The 17,664-nt window shown below is 64.3% G+C and carries 17 protein-coding genes; 14 read left to right on the top strand and 3 right to left on the bottom strand.

Annotation, left to right across the window (positions count from 1 at the left end):
* Window positions 1-65 precede the first annotated feature (65 nt).
* Genes carB through carA form a run of 3 tightly spaced genes read right to left on the bottom strand, consistent with a single transcriptional unit; the run spans window position 66 to window position 4,851 of the window.
* A complete protein-coding gene (gene carB, locus SR3_RS04105) occupies window positions 66-3,398 on the bottom strand; it encodes a carbamoyl-phosphate synthase large subunit (RefSeq protein WP_068081104.1) in 3,333 nt (1,110 codons plus the stop codon).
* The gene (locus SR3_RS04100) at window positions 3,398-3,679 is read right to left on the bottom strand and encodes a hypothetical protein (protein WP_068081101.1); all 282 of its coding nucleotides are present in this window, start codon (window positions 3,677-3,679) and stop codon (window positions 3,398-3,400) included. Before SR3_RS04100 ends, carB begins: the two co-directional genes overlap by 1 nt.
* Window positions 3,676-4,851, bottom strand: a complete 1,176-nt coding sequence (gene carA, locus SR3_RS04095; RefSeq protein WP_068081099.1) for a glutamine-hydrolyzing carbamoyl-phosphate synthase small subunit — start codon at window positions 4,849-4,851, stop codon at window positions 3,676-3,678. The genes SR3_RS04100 and carA overlap by 4 nt, the downstream gene beginning before the upstream one ends.
* 201 nt (window positions 4,852-5,052) lie before the next feature.
* Here carA and SR3_RS04090 point away from each other — a divergent pair, with 201 nt between their 5' ends.
* The 14 genes from SR3_RS04090 to SR3_RS31085 all read left to right on the top strand — a co-directional run bounded on the left by SR3_RS04090 (window position 5,053) and on the right by SR3_RS31085 (window position 17,629).
* The gene (locus SR3_RS04090) at window positions 5,053-5,505 is read left to right on the top strand and encodes a GatB/YqeY domain-containing protein (RefSeq protein WP_068081096.1); all 453 of its coding nucleotides are present in this window, start codon (window positions 5,053-5,055) and stop codon (window positions 5,503-5,505) included.
* A 1-nt stretch (window position 5,506) separates the two neighbouring features.
* Window positions 5,507-5,872, top strand: coding sequence for a hypothetical protein (locus tag SR3_RS04085; RefSeq protein WP_068081093.1), 366 nt, complete (start codon window positions 5,507-5,509; stop codon window positions 5,870-5,872).
* Window positions 5,869-7,797: a DNA primase gene (dnaG, locus tag SR3_RS04080; protein WP_068081090.1), complete on the top strand. Its 1,929-nt coding sequence runs from the start codon at window positions 5,869-5,871 to the stop codon at window positions 7,795-7,797. The genes SR3_RS04085 and dnaG overlap by 4 nt, the downstream gene beginning before the upstream one ends.
* A gap of 37 nt (window positions 7,798-7,834) precedes the next feature.
* Window positions 7,835-9,868: an RNA polymerase sigma factor RpoD gene (rpoD, locus tag SR3_RS04075; RefSeq protein WP_407668148.1), complete on the top strand. Its 2,034-nt coding sequence runs from the start codon at window positions 7,835-7,837 to the stop codon at window positions 9,866-9,868.
* A 1-nt stretch (window position 9,869) separates the two neighbouring features.
* The gene (locus SR3_RS04070; RefSeq protein WP_068081088.1) at window positions 9,870-10,505 is read left to right on the top strand and encodes a DUF2059 domain-containing protein; all 636 of its coding nucleotides are present in this window, start codon (window positions 9,870-9,872) and stop codon (window positions 10,503-10,505) included.
* A 447-nt stretch (window positions 10,506-10,952) separates the two neighbouring features.
* Window positions 10,953-11,390 (top strand): ribose 5-phosphate isomerase B, encoded by a 438-nt coding sequence (gene rpiB / locus SR3_RS04060; protein WP_068081080.1) that lies wholly within the window; start codon window positions 10,953-10,955, stop codon window positions 11,388-11,390.
* An 11-nt stretch (window positions 11,391-11,401) separates the two neighbouring features.
* Window positions 11,402-12,712 carry a serine hydroxymethyltransferase gene (glyA, locus tag SR3_RS04055; protein ID WP_068081077.1) on the top strand — a complete coding sequence of 437 codons (1,311 nt, stop codon included), beginning with the start codon at window positions 11,402-11,404 and terminating at the stop codon, window positions 12,710-12,712.
* A gap of 15 nt (window positions 12,713-12,727) precedes the next feature.
* A complete protein-coding gene (gene nrdR / locus SR3_RS04050) occupies window positions 12,728-13,216 on the top strand; it encodes a transcriptional regulator NrdR (RefSeq protein ID WP_068081075.1) in 489 nt (162 codons plus the stop codon).
* Window positions 13,209-13,958, top strand: a complete 750-nt coding sequence (locus SR3_RS04045; protein WP_068081072.1) for an RNA methyltransferase — start codon at window positions 13,209-13,211, stop codon at window positions 13,956-13,958. Before nrdR ends, SR3_RS04045 begins: the two co-directional genes overlap by 8 nt.
* Before the next feature lie 218 nt (window positions 13,959-14,176).
* Entirely contained in the window at window positions 14,177-14,788 is a 612-nt protein-coding gene (rpsD, locus tag SR3_RS04040) for a 30S ribosomal protein S4 (RefSeq protein WP_068081069.1), read from the top strand.
* A gap of 144 nt (window positions 14,789-14,932) precedes the next feature.
* Entirely contained in the window at window positions 14,933-15,946 is a 1,014-nt protein-coding gene (locus SR3_RS04035; protein WP_068081066.1) for an SRPBCC family protein, read from the top strand.
* A 116-nt stretch (window positions 15,947-16,062) separates the two neighbouring features.
* Window positions 16,063-16,965, top strand: coding sequence for a YihY/virulence factor BrkB family protein (locus SR3_RS04030; protein ID WP_068081064.1), 903 nt, complete (start codon window positions 16,063-16,065; stop codon window positions 16,963-16,965).
* A 98-nt stretch (window positions 16,966-17,063) separates the two neighbouring features.
* Complete coding sequence (locus SR3_RS04025; protein WP_068081061.1) at window positions 17,064-17,441, top strand: response regulator; 378 nt, start codon at window positions 17,064-17,066, stop codon at window positions 17,439-17,441.
* A 38-nt stretch (window positions 17,442-17,479) separates the two neighbouring features.
* Window positions 17,480-17,629 (top strand): hypothetical protein, encoded by a 150-nt coding sequence (locus SR3_RS31085; RefSeq protein WP_157098616.1) that lies wholly within the window; start codon window positions 17,480-17,482, stop codon window positions 17,627-17,629.
* Window positions 17,630-17,664 lie beyond the last annotated feature (35 nt).

Here is a 17,664-nt window from a genome sequence, read left to right as displayed (position 1 = left end):
CCCTAACCCGTTGGATAATCTCAACGGGTTAAAGCCGATCGCTGGTGTGGGGAGGGCGTGATCGATCAACTATAATAGGACTGGAGCGGACAAACTTCAAGTTTCGCGCGCGAAAGAGCCTCGATCGCATCCACAGCCGCGACACTGGCCGCCGCCGTGGTGAAGGAGGGCACCCGGGTGGAGAGCGCGATCTGGCGGATCGACTGCGAATCCTTCAGGCTCTGCCAGCCTTCGGTGGTGTTGAAGATCAGCGCGATATCGCCATCGACGATCTTGTCGACGATATGCGGGCGCCCTTCGGCCACCTTGTTCACATGCTCCACGGCCACGCCCTGATCGGCCAGGAACTTCGCCGTGCCGCCCGTGGCGACCAGCTTGAAGCCCAGAGCCACCAGCTTGTGCGCGGCAGGCAGGATCACCGGCTTGTCGCTGTCCTTCACCGAGACGAAGACCGTGCCGCTCTGGGGCAGCCTGGTGCCCGCGCCCAGCTGGGCCTTGGCAAACGCGGTCGGGAAATCCTTGTCGATCCCCATCACCTCGCCGGTGGACTTCATTTCCGGGCTCAGCACCGGATCGACGCCCGCAAAGCGGTTGAAGGGGAACACGGCTTCCTTGACCGCCACATAGGGCAGATCGCGCTTGAAGGGCTCGAAGGTGGAGAGCTTCTCGCCCGCCATCACGCGCGCGGCGATCTTGGCCACCGGCTGACCCAGCGCCTTGGCGACGAAGGGTACGGTACGGCTGGCGCGCGGGTTGACCTCGATAAGGTAAACCTCGCCATCCTTGACCGCGAACTGGATGTTCATCAGCCCCTTCACGCCCAGCGCCAGCGCCAGCAGATGGGCCTGACGCTCCATCTCGGCGATGATGTCGGCGGGCAGCGAGTAAGGCGGCAGCGAACAGGCCGAGTCGCCCGAGTGGATGCCGGCTTCCTCGATATGCTGCATCACGCCCGCGACGCGTACTTCCTCACCATCGCACAGCGCATCGACATCGCATTCCACGGCATCGCGCAGATACTGGTCGATCAGCACCGGGCTGTCGCCCGAGACCTGCACGGCGGTGGTGATGTAGTCATCGAGCTGCTGCAGGCTGTCGACGATCTCCATCGCGCGGCCACCCAGCACATAGCTGGGGCGCATCAGCACCGGGAAACCGATGCGGGTGGCAGCGGCGACGGCTTCGTCGCGGCTGCGCGCGATACCGTTGGCGGGCTGCTTGAGGCCCAGCTTTTCCACCAGATCGGCGAAACGCTCGCGGTCCTCGGCCAGATCGATGGCATCCGGGCTGGTGCCCAGGATGGGGATACCGGCATCTTCCAGCGCCTGTGCCAGCTTGAGCGGGGTCTGCCCGCCGAACTGCACGATGACGCCCAGCAGCTCACCCTTCGACTGTTCGACGCGCAGGATTTCCAGCACGTCCTCACCGGTCAGCGGCTCGAAATAGAGGCGGTCCGAGGTGTCATAGTCGGTGCTGACCGTTTCCGGGTTGCAGTTGACCATGATGGTTTCATAGCCGACCTCGGCCAGCGAGAAACAGGCGTGGACGCAGCAGTAATCGAATTCGATGCCTTGACCGATACGGTTCGGACCACCGCCAAGGATCACGACCTTCTTGCGATCCGAAGGCGCAGCCTCATTCTCGGGCTCGCCGAACAGCGGCGCCTCATAGGTCGAGTACATGTAGGGCGTGATCGCCTCGAACTCGGCGGCGCAGCTGTCGATGCGCTTGAAAACCGGGTGGACGCCCAGACGCTCACGCAGCTTGCGCACCTCGGTCTCGCTGGTGGCGCCGGCCATGGCTTCCACCACATCGTGCAGCAGGCCCGAGCGAACCGCATTGGCACCCGCCACCGGATTCACCGATTTGACCGCCAGCTTGGCCAGGCGCTTGTCCGAAAAGCCCATGGCTTTCAGGCGACGCATGCCCGCCGCATCGGTGGGCAGGCCGTGGCATTCCACATTGGCTTCCTCGGCAATGATCTCTTCGATGTGGCGCAGGAACCACTTGTCGAAGTGCGTGATCGCGTGGATGTCCTCCACCGTGAAGCCCTCGCGGAAGGCCTGCGCGGCGACCAGCAGACGGTCGGGCGTGGCGCGCGAGAGGGCGGCGGTGATGTCGTCACGCGCGGCGCCGACCAGCGCATCGACGCGGTTGAAACCATCCAGACCGGTTTCCAGCCCCCGCAGCGCCTTCTGCATCGATTCCTTGATGTTGCGCCCGATGGCCATCACCTCGCCCACCGACTTCATCGCGGTGGAGAGCAGCGGCTCGGCGCCCTTGAACTTCTCGAAGGCGAAGCGCGGGATCTTGGTGACGACATAGTCGATCGAAGGCTCGAACGAGGCAGGCGTGGCGCCGGTGATCTCGTTGGTCAGCTCGTCCAGCGTGTAGCCCACGGCCAGCTTGGCCGCGACGCGCGCGATGGGGAAGCCGGTGGCCTTCGACGCCAGAGCGGAAGACCGCGACACGCGCGGGTTCATCTCGATAACGATCAGGCGGCCATCCTTGGGATTGACCGCGAACTGCACGTTCGAGCCGCCAGTTTCCACGCCGATCTCGCGCAGCACCGCCAGCGAGGCGTTGCGCATGATCTGATATTCCTTGTCGGTCAGCGTCAGCGCCGGCGCGACGGTGATGGAATCGCCCGTATGGACGCCCATCGGATCGACGTTCTCGATCGAGCAGATGATGATGGAGTTGTCGTTGCGATCCCGCACGACCTCCATCTCATACTCCTTCCAGCCGAGCAGCGATTCCTCGATCAGCACCTCAGTGGTGGGGCTGGCATCCAGACCGCTGCGGACAATCGCCTCGAACTCGGCCTTGTTGTAGGCCACGCCGCCGCCGGTGCCGCCCATGGTGAAGGACGGACGGATGATCGAGGGCAGGCCCGTGCGCTTGAGGATCTCGAAAGCCTCGTCCAGCGTGTGGGCCACGCCGCTGCGGGCGGATTCCAGACCGATCTTGTCCATCGCCTCGCGGAAGCGCTGGCGGTCCTCGGCCTTGTCGATGGCGTCGGCATCGGCGCCGATCATCTGCACGCCGAACTTCTCCAGCGTGCCGTCGCCGAACAGCGCCAGCGCGGTGTTGAGCGCCGTCTGGCCGCCCATGGTGGGCAGCAGGGCCAGCGTGTCATCCGGGCGCTCGGCGCGCTCGCGCTCGATGATGCGGGCCACGATTTCGGGCGTGATCGGCTCGATGTAGGTGGCGTCGGCCATCTCATGGTCGGTCATGATCGTGGCCGGGTTCGAGTTGACCAGGATGACCCGGTAACCTTCTTCCTTCAGCGCCTTGATCGCCTGCGTGCCCGAATAGTCGAACTCGCAAGCCTGGCCGATGATGATGGGCCCCGCGCCAATGACGAGGATCGAATTGATGTCAGTGCGTTTGGGCATCAGTCAGCCTTCTGCAGATAAGTTGGATCGCCGATCGTTCCCCATTTCGAGTTGGGATAACCGGCATTCTTGAGCTTTTTCAATAGGCAGGCCGCTGCTTTAAGGTCTGCCGCTGTCGGTGCGGTGTGCTTTCGGGCGGCAGATCGGTTCACATGACATGCATCGGCCATGGCCTGATTGTCCTGCCCCTCGATCTGCTTTTGCGTCGCAGGCTGCGCATTCGAGTACACCGGCTGGAAAGCCAGTGCCACCCCCATGGCAGCGAGCGCCGCGTGCTTCACACCTTGGCCTCCAGCATCCCCACAAACTTCTCGAACAGATAGAACGAGTCCATCGGCCCGGGCGAAGCCTCGGGGTGGTACTGCACGGAGAAGGCATTCTTGCCGGTGATCGACAGGCCGCAGTTGCTGCCATCGAACAGCGAGACATGGGTTTCCACCACGCCCTCGGGCAGGGTTGCGCTGTCCACCGCGAAGCCGTGGTTCATCGAGGTGATCTCGACCACGCCTTCCTGCGTGCGCTTGACCGGGTGGTTGGCGCCGCGATGGCCCTGATGCATCTTGATGGTCCTGGCGCCCGCCGCGATGCCCAGCATCTGGTGGCCAAGGCAGATGCCGAAGAGCGGCACGTCACGCTCCAGCAGGCCCTTGATGACGGGCACGGCATATTCGCCGGTCGCCGCCGGATCGCCCGGGCCGTTAGACAGGAACACACCGGCAGGCTTCAGCGCCAGAATATCTTCCAGCGAGGTCTGGGCAGGCACCACCGTCACGCTGGCGCCAGCGGCGACCAGATTGCGGAAGATGTTGTCCTTCGCGCCATAGTCGATCGCCACCACATGCGGGCGCGGGTCGCCGGAGGGGCGGCCATAGCCCTGCCCCAGATGCCAGACCGAGCCTTCCCAATCCTCATTGGCGGTGCGGCTGACCACCTTGGCCAGATCCAGACCTTCAAGGCCGCTCCAGGCCTGAGCCTGGGCGATCAGCGCCTGCAGGTCGAAGTTGCCTTCGGGATCATGGGCGATCACGGCGTTGGGCGCGCCAGAGAGGCGAATGCGGCGGGTCAGGGCGCGGGTGTCGATGCCCGAGATGCCGATCTTGCCCTTGGCTTTCAGCCACTCGGGGAACTGGCCCTGGGCGCGGAAGTTGGAGGGCGCGGTCACGTCTTCGCGCACCACGCAGCCCACCGCGCCATCGACCTGCGATTCCAGATCCTCGTCATTCACGCCGACATTGCCGATGTGAGGGAAGGTGAAGGTCACGATCTGCCCGGCATAGCTGGGGTCGGTCATCACTTCCTGATAGCCGGTCATGGCGGTGTTGAAGCACACTTCGCCAACCGCGCTGCCCACGGCACCGAAACCTCGGCCCCACAGCACGCTGCCATCGGAAAGCACCAGGACAGCCGTTGCATCGGCAGGTTTAGGCGCAAGCGTAGGGGCGGGGTCTGCCATAGGGGGCGCTCCGTTCTAGGGGTTTCGGGCATGGTTGCTAAGGCCCGCCCGCTAGACCCCGCACCCCCATCCGTCAACCCTCCATCACGTGGGTAACACTTGGGGCAGCAGGCCTATCAAATCGGGAATTTTCCCGCTAGTCTGGCCCGCTTGCGCTGCAATGCGGCGGAAATGTTACGAAATTCAGGAAAGAACGAGACAATGATCCGCGACTCGATCAAGGCCGCTCAGGTTACCGCCATGAAATCCGGCGACAAGGAGCGCCTGGCCGCCGTCCGCCTGATCCTTGCCAAGATCAAGGACAAGGACATCGAACTGCGCACCGCCGCGCAGACGCCGGACGATGATACGCTGGTGGTCGATGTGCTGCAGAAGATGGTCAAGCAGCGCCGCGAATCGATTGCGATGTATGAGCAGGGCGGCCGCCCCGAGCTGGCCGCCGCCGAAGCATCGGAAGTGGCGGTGATCGAGAGCTTCCTGCCCCAGCAGCTTTCCGAGGACGAAACCAAGGCCGCCATCGAGGCGATCAAGGCCGAAGTGGGCGCCACCGGCATCCGCGATATGGGCAAGGTGATCGCCGAGCTGAAGGCGCGCCATGGCGCCGTGCTGGATATGGGCAAGGCGAGCGGTCTGGTGAAGGCCGCTTTGGCGTAAAATGGGGCTCTGGCGGCGCTATCTCGACTGGCGCCGCCGCCATATCGCGGCTCTGGAGCTGACGGCGGATGGCTTTCGCCTGGCGCATGGCCGGGCGAGCCGGGTGGTGGCTTGGCGGGATATAAGCCAGATCACCGCCTTCAAGCGCGATCTCTATGCCTTCGACTGCATCTGCCTGTTGCTGGCCACGCCGGACGGTGTGGTGGAGGTGGATGAGCAGATGGCTGGTTTCGTCGCCGTCCGCGAGGCGATGGAAGCGCATTTCGGCTTTGCCCCCGCATGGTATATCCAGATCATGACCCCGGTGTTCGAGCCGACACCGCTTCACCTCTACCGCCACCCTGACCTTGCCGAGCCCGCCCCATGAGCCTCTCCCCCCAATGGATCGACGAGTTGCGCAGCCGCATCACGCTCTCCAGCGTGATCGGGCGGACCGTGCGCATCCTCAAGGCCGGGCGCGAGTTCAAGGCCTGCTGCCCCTTCCATGGAGAGAAGACCCCCAGCTTCACCATCAATGACGAGAAGGGTTTTTACCACTGCTTCGGCTGCGGGGCGCATGGCGACGTCATCCGCTGGATGACCGAGCAGCGCGGCCTCTCCTTCATGGATGCCATCAAGGATCTGGCCGAGGAAGCCGGGATGGAAGTCCCCGCTCCCGATCCGCGCTCGGCGGAAAGGGCGCAGAAGCAGGCCGGGCTGCATGATGCGATGGGCGCGGCTCAGGCCTTTTTCGTGAGGCAGCTGGAGGGCAGCGAGGGCGCCACGGCGCGCGCCTATCTCGCCACGCGCGGCTTCCGGCGCGACATCATCGACCAGTTCGGTTTCGGCTATGCGCCCGAGGGGCGTCAGGCGCTGAAGGGTGCCCTTACCGATTTGCCCGAGGCCCTGCTGATCGAGGGCGGATTGCGCATCGTGGTCGATGGCAAGGAGCCTTACGATCGCTTCCGGGGCCGGTTGATGCTGCCCATTCAGGATGCGCGCGGGCGGGTGATCGCCTTTGGCGGGCGCATTCTCGACAAGACCAAGACCGATGCGCCCAAGTACCTGAATTCACCCGATACGCCCCTCTTCGACAAGGGGCGCACGCTTTACAACCAGCATCGCGCCTCCCCCGCCTCGCGCCAGAGCGGGCGGATCATCGTGGTCGAGGGCTATATGGACGTGATCGCGCTGGCCAATGCGGGGTTTGCCGATGCGGTGGCGCCTTTGGGCACGGCGCTGACCGAAACGCAGATCGAGATGCTGTGGCGGATGGTGGAAACGCCGATCCTCTGCTTCGATGGCGATGCGGCGGGGCAGCGCGCCGCCATGCGCGCCGTCACCCGCGCCCTGCCTTTGCTGCGTCCGGCCCATTCGCTGCGCATCGTGCGGATGCCGCTGGGCCAAGATCCCGACGACCTCATCAAGGCCCATGGTCCGCAAGCCATGGAGGCCATGCTGGGCGAGTCCCAAAGCCTGCTCGACACGCTGTGGGTCCATGAGCGCGACGCCATCCCCACCGACACGCCCGAGGCCAAGGCCGGGCTGAAGGCGCGGCTGATGGCCCATGTCGACACGATTGCCGACAAGGACATCAAATCGCTCTACCGCAGCGAATTGCTGGAGCGTTTCTCCGCCTATGCCTTCCCGCGCCGCGATCAGGGTCTCGGCAGAGGCGGCCCGGCGCCACGCGCCACGCGCGAATGGCAACCGCCGCGCAAAGGGGGCCGCTTCGGGCGGGACTTCGTGCCGGATGTACCGCATCCGCGTACTTCGGCCATGGTGGCGCGCGTGGCGCCATGGCGCGCGGCGGCGCTGGATGCGGTGGTGGTGGGGCTGATGCGCCTGCCCGCCGTGATCGGCGCCCAGATCGAGGCGTTGACCGGCCTTGCCAATGAAGATGCCCGCATCGACGCGCTGATCGATGCCTCTATGCATGGCGAGGCTCTTGAACCGGAACGAATCGCTACCATATTCGCTGAGCGGGGTTGGTCCCTTCCCCGTCAGGAACCGATCAAGGGCATGGGCTTTATCTTCCTGCAAGAGGATGCCCTGCAGCATGAAGGCGGCAGCGCCATGGCTCAACTGGTTGACGTGATCGCCGTGTTGACCGAAAGGCCGCAGGTCGAACGCGCGCTGGCTGCGGCCTCGGCGCAGGCGGCTTTCAGCGATGCAGCCTTCGCCGAACAGCAGCGCTTGCGCATGCGTTTGAACGATGTGCAAAAAAGGGAACTGGATTTGAAGGCGCGACTCGGGCAAATGGCTCTCGCGCAATCCGCAGCCGATGACGTATCAGGCGGCTTGAATTCGTAAATGGGAGCCGCAAGGCCCCCTTCAAGATGGCGAAATGATGGACGAAGAGATTTCTGGCGCCGAAATGTCGGGCAATGATCGGGGTGAAGGTGGCGATGCGCCCCTGATCGACCTCAATGAAGCCTCGATCAAAAAGCTGATCGCCCGTGCCAAGCGGCGCGGGGTCATCACCTATGACGAGCTGAACGAGGCCCTGCCGCAGGACCAGATGTCGTCCGAGCAGATCGAGGACATCATGGCCGCGATCAGCGAGATGGGCGTGAACATCGTCGAAAGCGACGATGACGCGACCGATCCCGAGGACCGCAAGGCCGAGGATGCCGAGGACGAGGAGGCGGTCGACGATCGCCCCGATCTGGTCAAGAAGAAGGAAACGGTCGAGCGGACCGATGACCCTGTGCGCATGTATCTGCGCGAGATGGGCGCCGTCGAGCTGCTGAGCCGCGAGGGCGAAATCGCCATCGCCAAGCGGATCGAGGCCGGTCGCGACACGATGATCCTGGGCCTCTGCGAAAGCCCGATCACCTTCCACGCCATCATCCAGTGGTCCGAAGCGCTCAACAATGGCGAGATGCAGCTGCGCGAGATCCTCGATCTCGACGCCATGCTCTCCAAGGAGCCGCAGCCCGAAAACCTCAATGAGGACGGCGAGGACGACGACAACGGCGAGATCAGCGAATCGACCGCCGGGCCCTCCTACAAGGAGGAGGAAGAGGTCGAGGAAGAGGAATCCGCCGATGAGGAGGATGAGGACGGCATCGAGCGCCGCGCCCGCCGCCCCGCCGAGGAAGAGGAAGAGGACAACACTCTTTCGCTCGCCCAGATGGAGGCGCAGCTCAAGCCCGAAGCGCTTGAGAAGTTCGCGCTGATCACCGATCTGTTCCTGGCCTTCGAGAAGATCCAGTCCGAACGCCTTGATTTCATGAGCGTGGGCAATGATTTCCCGCTGGACCGCGAGCAGACCTATCAGCAGCTGCGCGAGGATCTGACCGCGCAGGTGGAAAGCGTGCAGTTCCACGCCAGCAAGATCGAGTACCTGGTCGACAACCTCTATGCCTTCAACCGCCGCCTGACCGCGCTGGGCGGTCAGATGCTGCGTCTGGCCGAGCGTCACAAGGTGAGCCGCAAGGACTTCCTCGACCTCTATGTCGGGCGTGAGCTGGACGATGCGTGGTTGTCCTCGGTCGCGACCAAGGACAAGAAATGGGCGGCTTTCGTCGCCAATGAAGGCGATGCCGCCGAACGTATCCGTTCGGAAGTGTCGGACATTGCCGCCAACACCGGCATGGCCCTGCCCGAGTTCCGCCGCATCGTGAACATGGTGCAAAAGGGCGAGCGCGAGGCACGTATCGCCAAGAAGGAAATGGTCGAGGCGAACCTGCGTCTCGTGATTTCCATCGCCAAGAAGTACACCAACCGCGGCCTGCAGTTCCTGGATCTCATTCAGGAAGGCAACATCGGCCTGATGAAGGCGGTCGACAAGTTCGAATACCGCCGTGGTTACAAGTTCAGCACCTATGCGACCTGGTGGATCCGTCAGGCCATCACCCGCTCGATCGCCGATCAGGCGCGCACCATCCGTATCCCGGTGCATATGATCGAGACGATCAACAAGCTGGTGCGCACCAGCCGCCAGTTCCTCCACGAGCAGGGCCGCGAGCCCACGCCCGAGGAAATGGCCGAGCGCCTCTCCATGCCTTTGGAGAAGGTGCGCAAGGTGATGAAGATCGCCAAGGAGCCGATCTCCCTCGAAACGCCGATCGGCGACGAGGAAGACAGCCACCTGGGCGATTTCATCGAGGACAAGAACGCCATCATCCCGGTGGATGCCGCAATCCAGTCCAACCTGAAGGAAACCGTGACCCGCGTGCTGGCTTCGCTTACTCCGCGTGAGGAACGCGTGCTGCGCATGCGCTTCGGCATCGGCATGAACACCGATCACACGCTGGAAGAAGTCGGCCAGCAGTTCTCGGTGACGCGCGAACGTATCCGTCAGATCGAGGCCAAGGCGCTGCGCAAGCTCAAGCACCCCAGCCGCTCGCGCAAGATGCGCAGCTTCCTCGATCAGTAAGATGCGTTCAGCCAGACTGATCGCTGCTGTTGCCGCGCTGGCATGGGCCTCTCAGGCCATGCCGGTGGCGGCGCAGGGAAATGGGGCTCCGGCGGCTGCGGCTGCCGGGGCCTCTGTTCCCAATGAGGCCAGCCTCAAGCTCTCGCGGGAGATCATCGCGGTGGCATGGCCGGAAGATCAGCGCATGGTGATGATGCGGCGCATGCAGGATGCCATCCTGGCGCCGATGAAGGCCAATATGCAGCTGCCGCCGGAACTCAACGATCCGGGCCTGCATAAAATCCTGCAGGATTACATCGACAATGTGCCGGAAACCATGGCTCCGGTGATGGCGCAGCATATGCCCGCCCTGTTCGAGGCGATGGCCCATGCCTATGCCCGCAACTTCTCGATGCCGGAGCTGGAGCAGATTCTGGCCTTCGCGCATACACCTGCGGGCGGGAAATTCTTCTCGCGTTCCAGCACCTTGCTGCAAGACCCGGATGTGGCGGCGGCCAATGGGGTGATGATGCGCGCCGCGCAACAGGCGACGATGCAGTCGCTGGGCGAGATGCAGGGCAAGGTCCGCGCCTATTTCGAGGCCCACCCCGAGGCAGCGGCCAAGATGAAAGAGCAGGCCGAGAAGAAGGCGCACTGATCGCTGCCGTCCTTCCCTCTGAAATACGGTATTTTTCCTGCATTATTCACGCGGCATTCACGTGTGAAATGATCCCTTCGGCTGGCTCCACGATCAAGGACCAGCCATGCGCCGGACCGTTTCTTTTGCCCTCATCGCCCCCTGCCTTCTGCTGGGCGGATGCGCCACAGCCTACACCGACACCGCCGCTTTGTGCGAACGCGACGCAGGCTGCAGCAGCAGGCCGATGCCCAGCGGGCAGAACGGCATTCAATGGTCTCCCGTGAGCCATAATCGCGCCTGGTCCTTCGGCGGCCCCTCGCCCCTGCCCTGAGGCATCCCCAGGGTGGAGGCCCTTCCGCCACGCAAGAGCATTAAAACAGCGATTGCCTCGGCCAAGACTGGCCCTTTGTTGCATTCCGCTCTATGGGCACCTGCGAATCCCGGCCAAGAGGAACCCGCAGCCCCATGCGCATCGCTATCGCGTCCGACCACGCCGCCTTCGATCTGAAGGCCGAGCTTGTCACCTTCCTGCGCGAGGAAGGCCATGAGGTGAGCGATCTGGGCCCTGAAAACGCCGACCGCGTCGATTACCCCGATTACGGCTACAAGCTGGGCGATGCCATCGCCAAGGGCGAGGCCGATTTCGGCGTGGCCCTGTGCGGCAGCGGCATCGGCATTTCCATTGCCGTCAACCGCAACCCGGCGGCCCGCTGCGCTCTGGTGAGCGAGCCCTATTCGGCCACGCTGGCGCGTGAGCACAACGATGCCAATGTCATTGCGCTGGGCGCGCGCCTCACCGGCATCGACATGGCCAAGGCCTGCATTTCCGCTTTTCTTGCCGGGCAGTTCGCCGGCGGCCGCCATGGCCCCCGCGTCGACAAGCTCTCGAACCCCTCCTGCTGAAGGACACGCACATGACCGCCACCATCACCGATGTTCGCCCCACGGGCTTCTTCACCGGCACGCTGGCCGAGCGTGATCCCGAGATCACCGGCTGGATCAACAAGGAGCTGCAGCGCCAGCGCGACAAGATCGAGCTGATCGCTTCGGAAAACATCTGCTCAACCGCCGTGCTGGAAGCTGCCGGTTCGATCCTGACCAACAAATACGCCGAGGGCTATCCGGGCCGCCGCTATTACGGCGGTTGCGAGTATGTCGATCACATCGAGAGCATCGCCATCGAGCGTGCCAAGCAGCTGTTCGGCGCGCAGTTCGCCAATGTGCAGCCCAACTCGGGCAGCCAGATGAACCAGGCGGTGTTTCTGGCGCTGCTGCAGCCCGGCGACACCTTCATGGGCCTCGACCTCAACTCGGGCGGTCACCTGACGCATGGTTCGCCGGTGAACATGAGCGGCAAGTGGTTCAACCCCGTCGCCTATGGCGTGCGTGAGGACAACCAGCTGATCGATATGGATCAGGTGGCCGACATCGCCCGCACGCATAAGCCCAAGCTGATCGTCTGCGGCGGCACCGCCTATTCGCGTCCCTGGGACTGGAAGCGCTTCCGCGAGATCGCTGACGAGGTCGGCGCCTATCTGATGGCCGATATGAGCCATATCTCGGGTCTGGTCGCGGGCGGCGTGCATGAGAGCCCGGTGCCTCACGCCCATGTCACCACCACCACCACCCACAAGTCGCTGCGCGGCCCCCGCTCGGGCATCATCCTGACGAATGACGAGGCGCTGGCCAAGAAGTTCAACTCGGCGATCTTCCCCGGCCTGCAGGGCGGCCCGCTGGTCCACATCATCGCCGCCAAGGCCGTGGCCTTCGGTGAGGCGCTGACCCCCGAGTTCAAGGCCTATGCCCGTCAGGTCAAGGCCAATGCCCATGCGCTGGCCACCAGCCTTCAGGCCGAGGGTCTGGGCATCGTCTCGGGCGGCACCGACAACCATCTGATGCTGGTCGACCTGCGCCCCTTCGGCGCCAAGGGCAAGCATGCCGAGCATGCGCTCGACCGCGCCGCCATCACCTGCAACAAGAACTCGATCCCCTTCGACAGCGAGAAGCCCCTGCTGACCAGCGGCATCCGTCTGGGCACGCCCGCCGGTACGACGCGCGGCTTCGGCGAGGCCGAGTTCACGCAGATCGGCAAGTGGATCGCGGAAGTGGTCGCCGCGCTGGGCAAGAACGGCGCCGAGGGCGATGCCCAGATCGAGGCCGCCGTGGAAGCCAAGGTGCAGGAACTGTGCGCCAGCTTCCCGATCTATCCCAACCTGGCTTATTGATCGGAAGCCTGAACCTTGCGTTGCCCTTTCTGCGCCCATGACAACACCCAGGTGAAGGATTCGCGTCCCGCCGAGGACAACACCGCGATCCGCCGCCGCCGCCAGTGTGAAAACTGCGGCGGCCGGTTCAGCACCTTTGAGCGCGTGCAGCTGCGTGAGGTTTTCGTCATCAAGAGTGGGGGCGTCTCGGATGCCCCCACCCGCCGCGAGCCTTTTGATCGTTCCAAGATCGACAAGTCCGTTTCTTTGGCCTGCCGCAAGCGCGGCATCGCGCAGGAGCGGCTCGACCAGCTGGTCAGCGGCATCCAGCGTCAGATCGAGACCATGGGCGAAAACGAGATCCCCAGCCACACCATCGGCGAGATGGTGATGGAGGGCCTGCGCCAGCTCGACAGCGTGGCCTATATCCGCTTCGCCTCGGTCTATCGCGATTTCTCCGAAGCGCGCGACTTCGAGGAATTCGCCAGCAATGTGCGCGATATCGGGAGCCGGGCCCATGACTAACAAGCCCGTTATCGTGCTGGTGCGCCCGCAGCTGGGCGAGAACATCGGCAAGGCCGCGCGCGCCATGCTCAACTTTGGCCTGACCGACATGCGGCTGGTCTCCCCGCGTGACGGCTGGCCCAACCCCAGCGCCGGTCCTGCAGCCTCGGGCGCCGATGTGGTGCTGGAACGGGCGCAGGTCTTCGAAACGCTGGCCGAGGCGGTGCATGATTGCGCCCATGTCTATGCCACCACCGTGCGCAAGCGCGGCGTGACCAAGCCGGTGCTGACGCCCGAGGAAGCCTCGCGCGAGATCCACGCCAATGCTGTGCATACCCAGGAATTTGGGGCACGCAGCGCCATCGTTTTCGGCCCCGAGCGTTCGGGTCTGGAAACCGACGATGTGGCGCTGGCCCGCGCCATCATCACCGTGCCGATCAACCCGGAGTTCGCCTCGCTCAATCTGGCGCAGGCGGTGATCCTGTGCGCCTATGAATGGTCCAAGGGCATCGGGCGCGGCGGAGAGCTGGCCCAGCCCACGCAGGAAGAGCTGCTCCCCCCTGCCCCGCAGGATGAGCTGGAAGGCATGATCGGCCATTTCGAGGCCCTGTTGGAGCCCAAGGGCTATTTCTTCCCCGAAAGCCGCGCCGCCGCCACCCATCGCACCCTGCGCTCCATGCTGACCAAGCCGCAGTGGAATCATCTGGAAGTGCGCACCATGCGCGGCATCCTCTCCGCTTTGGGGCGCGAACGCCGCGACTGACACGTTCAAGGCGCTTGACGCGGGCGCAACATCCCGCTAACGGCCCGTCCCTACATGGAGCCCGCCCTTACCGGCGGGCCTTTCCATTGGCCCCGCACTCCGGTGAAGCGGTGGCCGCCTGCGAGAGTCGCTCGCAGGGTGCGCGCCGGATGAAACAGACCGGCGCCCGGTGCTTGCAAAGAGCATCGGCCGGGCATGCAAATAGGAAGGAATGGCCTTTGTCGAAGCGCCACGCATCTAAGTACAAAATCGATCGCCGCCTTGGCGAGAACATCTGGGGCCGTCCCAAGAGCTCGGTCAACCGCCGCAGCTACGGCCCGGGCCAGCACGGCCAGCGCCGCAAGGGCAAGGTTTCGGACTTCGGTCTGCAGCTGCGCGCCAAGCAGAAGCTCAAGGGCTACTACGGCGACGTGACCGAGAAGCAGTTCAAGGCCACCTATCAGGAAGCCGCGCGCCTGAAGGGCGACACCGGCCAGAACCTGATCGGTCTGCTGGAGCAGCGTCTGGACATGGTCGTGTACCGCGCCAAGTTCGCGCCGACCATCTTCTCGGCCCGTCAGATCGTGTCGCACGGTCACATCTTCGTGAACGGCGTGAAGTGCAACATCGCTTCGCGTCGCGTGCGCCCCGGCGACGTGATCTCGCTCGGCAAGAAGGCCAAGGAAATGGCCCTGATTGCCGAAGCTCAGGTTCTGCCCGAGCGCGAAATCCCCGACTATGTGGCCGCCGAGGCCGACAAGGCGACCTTCGTCCGCGTCCCCACGCTGGACGAGGTGCCCTACCCCGTGAAGATGGAACCCAATCTGGTCGTCGAGTTCTACTCGCGCTAAGATTTCGGTTTCCTTTTCGGAACGAACAGGAAAGGCGGTGGCTTCGGTCACCGCCTTTTTTGTTGGGCTTTTCTGTTGCCTGTCTTCCGGCCTTTGCTTCACACTGGCGGCCCGCCGGCCTGACAGATGGAAAGCAATCCCCCCATGCCCCCGCCAGACGCGCCCGCTCCAGATCCCGCAACGCCCCGCCCCGGCCCGTCCATCACCGAGAGGCTGCTTTTCGCGATCCCCGCCGCGCTGGTCTATGGCCTGATCATGTACGCGCTGATCTGGAGCGGGGATGCTTCGAACAACCCTTTGCCCTTCTTCGGCGGGCTGCTGTTCTTCCCCATGGCGATTGCCAGCGTGGCCTCCATCGCCGCCGATCCGCGCGGGGAAGGCCGCCTCAAGCGGCATATCAAGATCGGCTGGATCTGCATTACGCTGTTCATCGTGCTCTCCTTCGTGGTGCTGCGCGAAGGGGGCATCTGCGTGGCGATGGCCAGCCCCTTCTTCTATGCGGGCGCGGCGCTGGGATCGTGGCTGACCTTTCTGTGCCTGCGCAAGCTGCGCTCACGCTCGGTGGCCTCGTGCTTCATGGCCCTGCCGCTCTTCGGCCTGCCGGGCGCGCCGGCGGCTCCGGCGCCGCCGCTGGAGGATCAGGTGCAAACGGTGATGGAGATCGACGCCCCGCCTCAGGTGGTCTGGCGCAACACGGTGGAAATCCCCGACATCAGGCCGGAGGAACGCAGCTGGACCTTCAGCCACAGCATCGTCGGCGTGCCCCGCCCCGTCGATGCCCGTATCGACGGGCAAGGCATTGGCGCGGTGCGCCATCTGCACTGGACCAAGGGCGTCACCTTCGAGGAAATCGTCACCGGCTGGCAGCAGGATCGCGCGCTCGACTGGACCTTCCGCTTCGGCCCTGCCTCGATCCCCAAGGCCGTGGAGGGGCATATCAAGGTGGACAGCCCCTATCTCAAGCTGCTGGGCGGGCAATACCGGCTCTCTCCCCTGCCCGGAAACCGCACGCGGCTGACGCTGACCACCCGCTACCGCATCGCCACCCCCATCAACGCCTATTGCGACCTGTGGGGCCATCTGTTCCTCAATGACTTCCACGGCGTGGTGCTCAAGGTCATCCGCCAGCGGTCGGAACGGCAGGCGCATCGCGCGTGAAAGCGATGATCCTAGCGCAATATCATGAAATGGAACCCAAACCCGCCCCCCGGCATTGAAGAGAGGACAGGCATCGGGGCGATGCCACCAAGCGATCACAACAGGGGCAGCCATCGATGGACAGGAGCGAAGGGGCACCGGCTCACGAAACGCAGGCCGAAACCTTCCGCCGGCTTTCCCCCAAAGCCTGGCGCAAGGCCCTGTGGGACAGCTGGCAGGAAGCCAGCAATGACAACATCGCGCTGATCTCGGCGGGCGTGGCCTTTTACGCCTTTCTGGCGCTGGTGCCTCTGCTGGGCGCGGTGGTGCTGACCTATGGGCTGGTCGCCGATCCGGACACGGTGGTGCGTGACATGAAGGCGCTGACATCGGTGATGCCGCCCGATGCCTCGCATTTCGTGGGGCAGCAGTTGATGGAGGTGGTCCAGACCTCCAGCGGCAAGAAGGGCTTTGGCGCGATTTTCGCGCTGGCGCTGGCGCTGTTTGCCGCGCGCAACGGCGCCGGGTCGATCATCACCGCGCTCAACATCGCCTATGAGGTGAAGGAGCGGCGCAGCTACATTCTCGTCACCCTGCTGGCCATCGGCACCACCGGGCTGGCGGTGCTGACCGTGATCGTGGCCATGGTGGCGATCACGGCGCTGGGGCATCTGCAAAGACTGGTGCCCGGCGCGCCCATCGTACTGCTGGTGCTGGGCAAGCTGACCACCTATGGCATCCTTGGCCTGAGCGGCACGGCGGCCTCGGCGATCCTGTATCGCTATGGCCCATCGCGCCGTCATGCGCGCTGGGTGTGGCTCAATCCGGGCTCTTTGCTGGCGTCCGTCTGCTGGATGCTGCTGGCTCTGGGCTTTGGCGTCTATGTCGCGCGTTTTGGCAATTACAGCGCCACGTATGGCTCGCTCAGCGCGCCGGTGGTGCTGCTGACATGGCTCTATCTCTCGATCTATGTGCTGCTCTTCGGCGCCGAGCTGAATTGCGAGCTTCAGCGTCACGCCACGCCAAGAGAGGCGGAATAAAGTTAAGGCGCGATGCATCCTCACGCCGTCTCAGGCGTTCGCAACAGTCCAGACCCACGCCCTGACCGGGGCTTGGCCACACAGGCAGGAGAACGGTTATGGGCCAGACAACCGATGGAAGCACGATGGTGCTGGTGGTTGAGGACGAGCCGATGATCCGCATGAACGGCGTCGACCTCCTCGAGGATCAAGGTTACCGCGTGCTGGAAGCCGCCAGCGCCGACGAGGCCATCGCCCTGCTGGAGCAGGCCCCCGATGTGCGGCTGATCTTCAGCGACATCGATATGCCCGGCAGCATGAACGGCGTCGAACTGGCCGAGCTGGTGCATCGCCGCTGGCCGGGCATCCGCCTGCTGCTGACCTCGGGCCAGCAGAAGGTGAGCGGCGAGGATATGCCCGAAGACGGGCGCTTCCTGCCTAAGCCCTATTCGCAGGGCGATGTGATCCATGAGGTCAGGGCCCTGCTGGGCCGCTGACGCCAGAAGCCCTCAAGATGCCAGGCAGGAGAACCACCATGGCCACCACCCCCGAACCGCCGAACGGCCCTCAGCCGGATGCACCGCAGGTGCCGCATCCCTCGGGCGTGCCCTATAGCCCGAGGCCGCCCAGAGAGACGCCTTTGGACGATCCCCTGCCCGATCAGGACGGCCCCGGCCCCGCCTGAAACACCTCTTTACACCGCCTGCGAGGCATTCATTA

It is taken from the genome of Novosphingobium rosa NBRC 15208, assembly GCF_001598555.1.
Lineage (GTDB): Bacteria > Pseudomonadota > Alphaproteobacteria > Sphingomonadales > Sphingomonadaceae > Novosphingobium > Novosphingobium rosa.
This window is presented reverse-complemented; position numbering and strand designations above follow the sequence as displayed.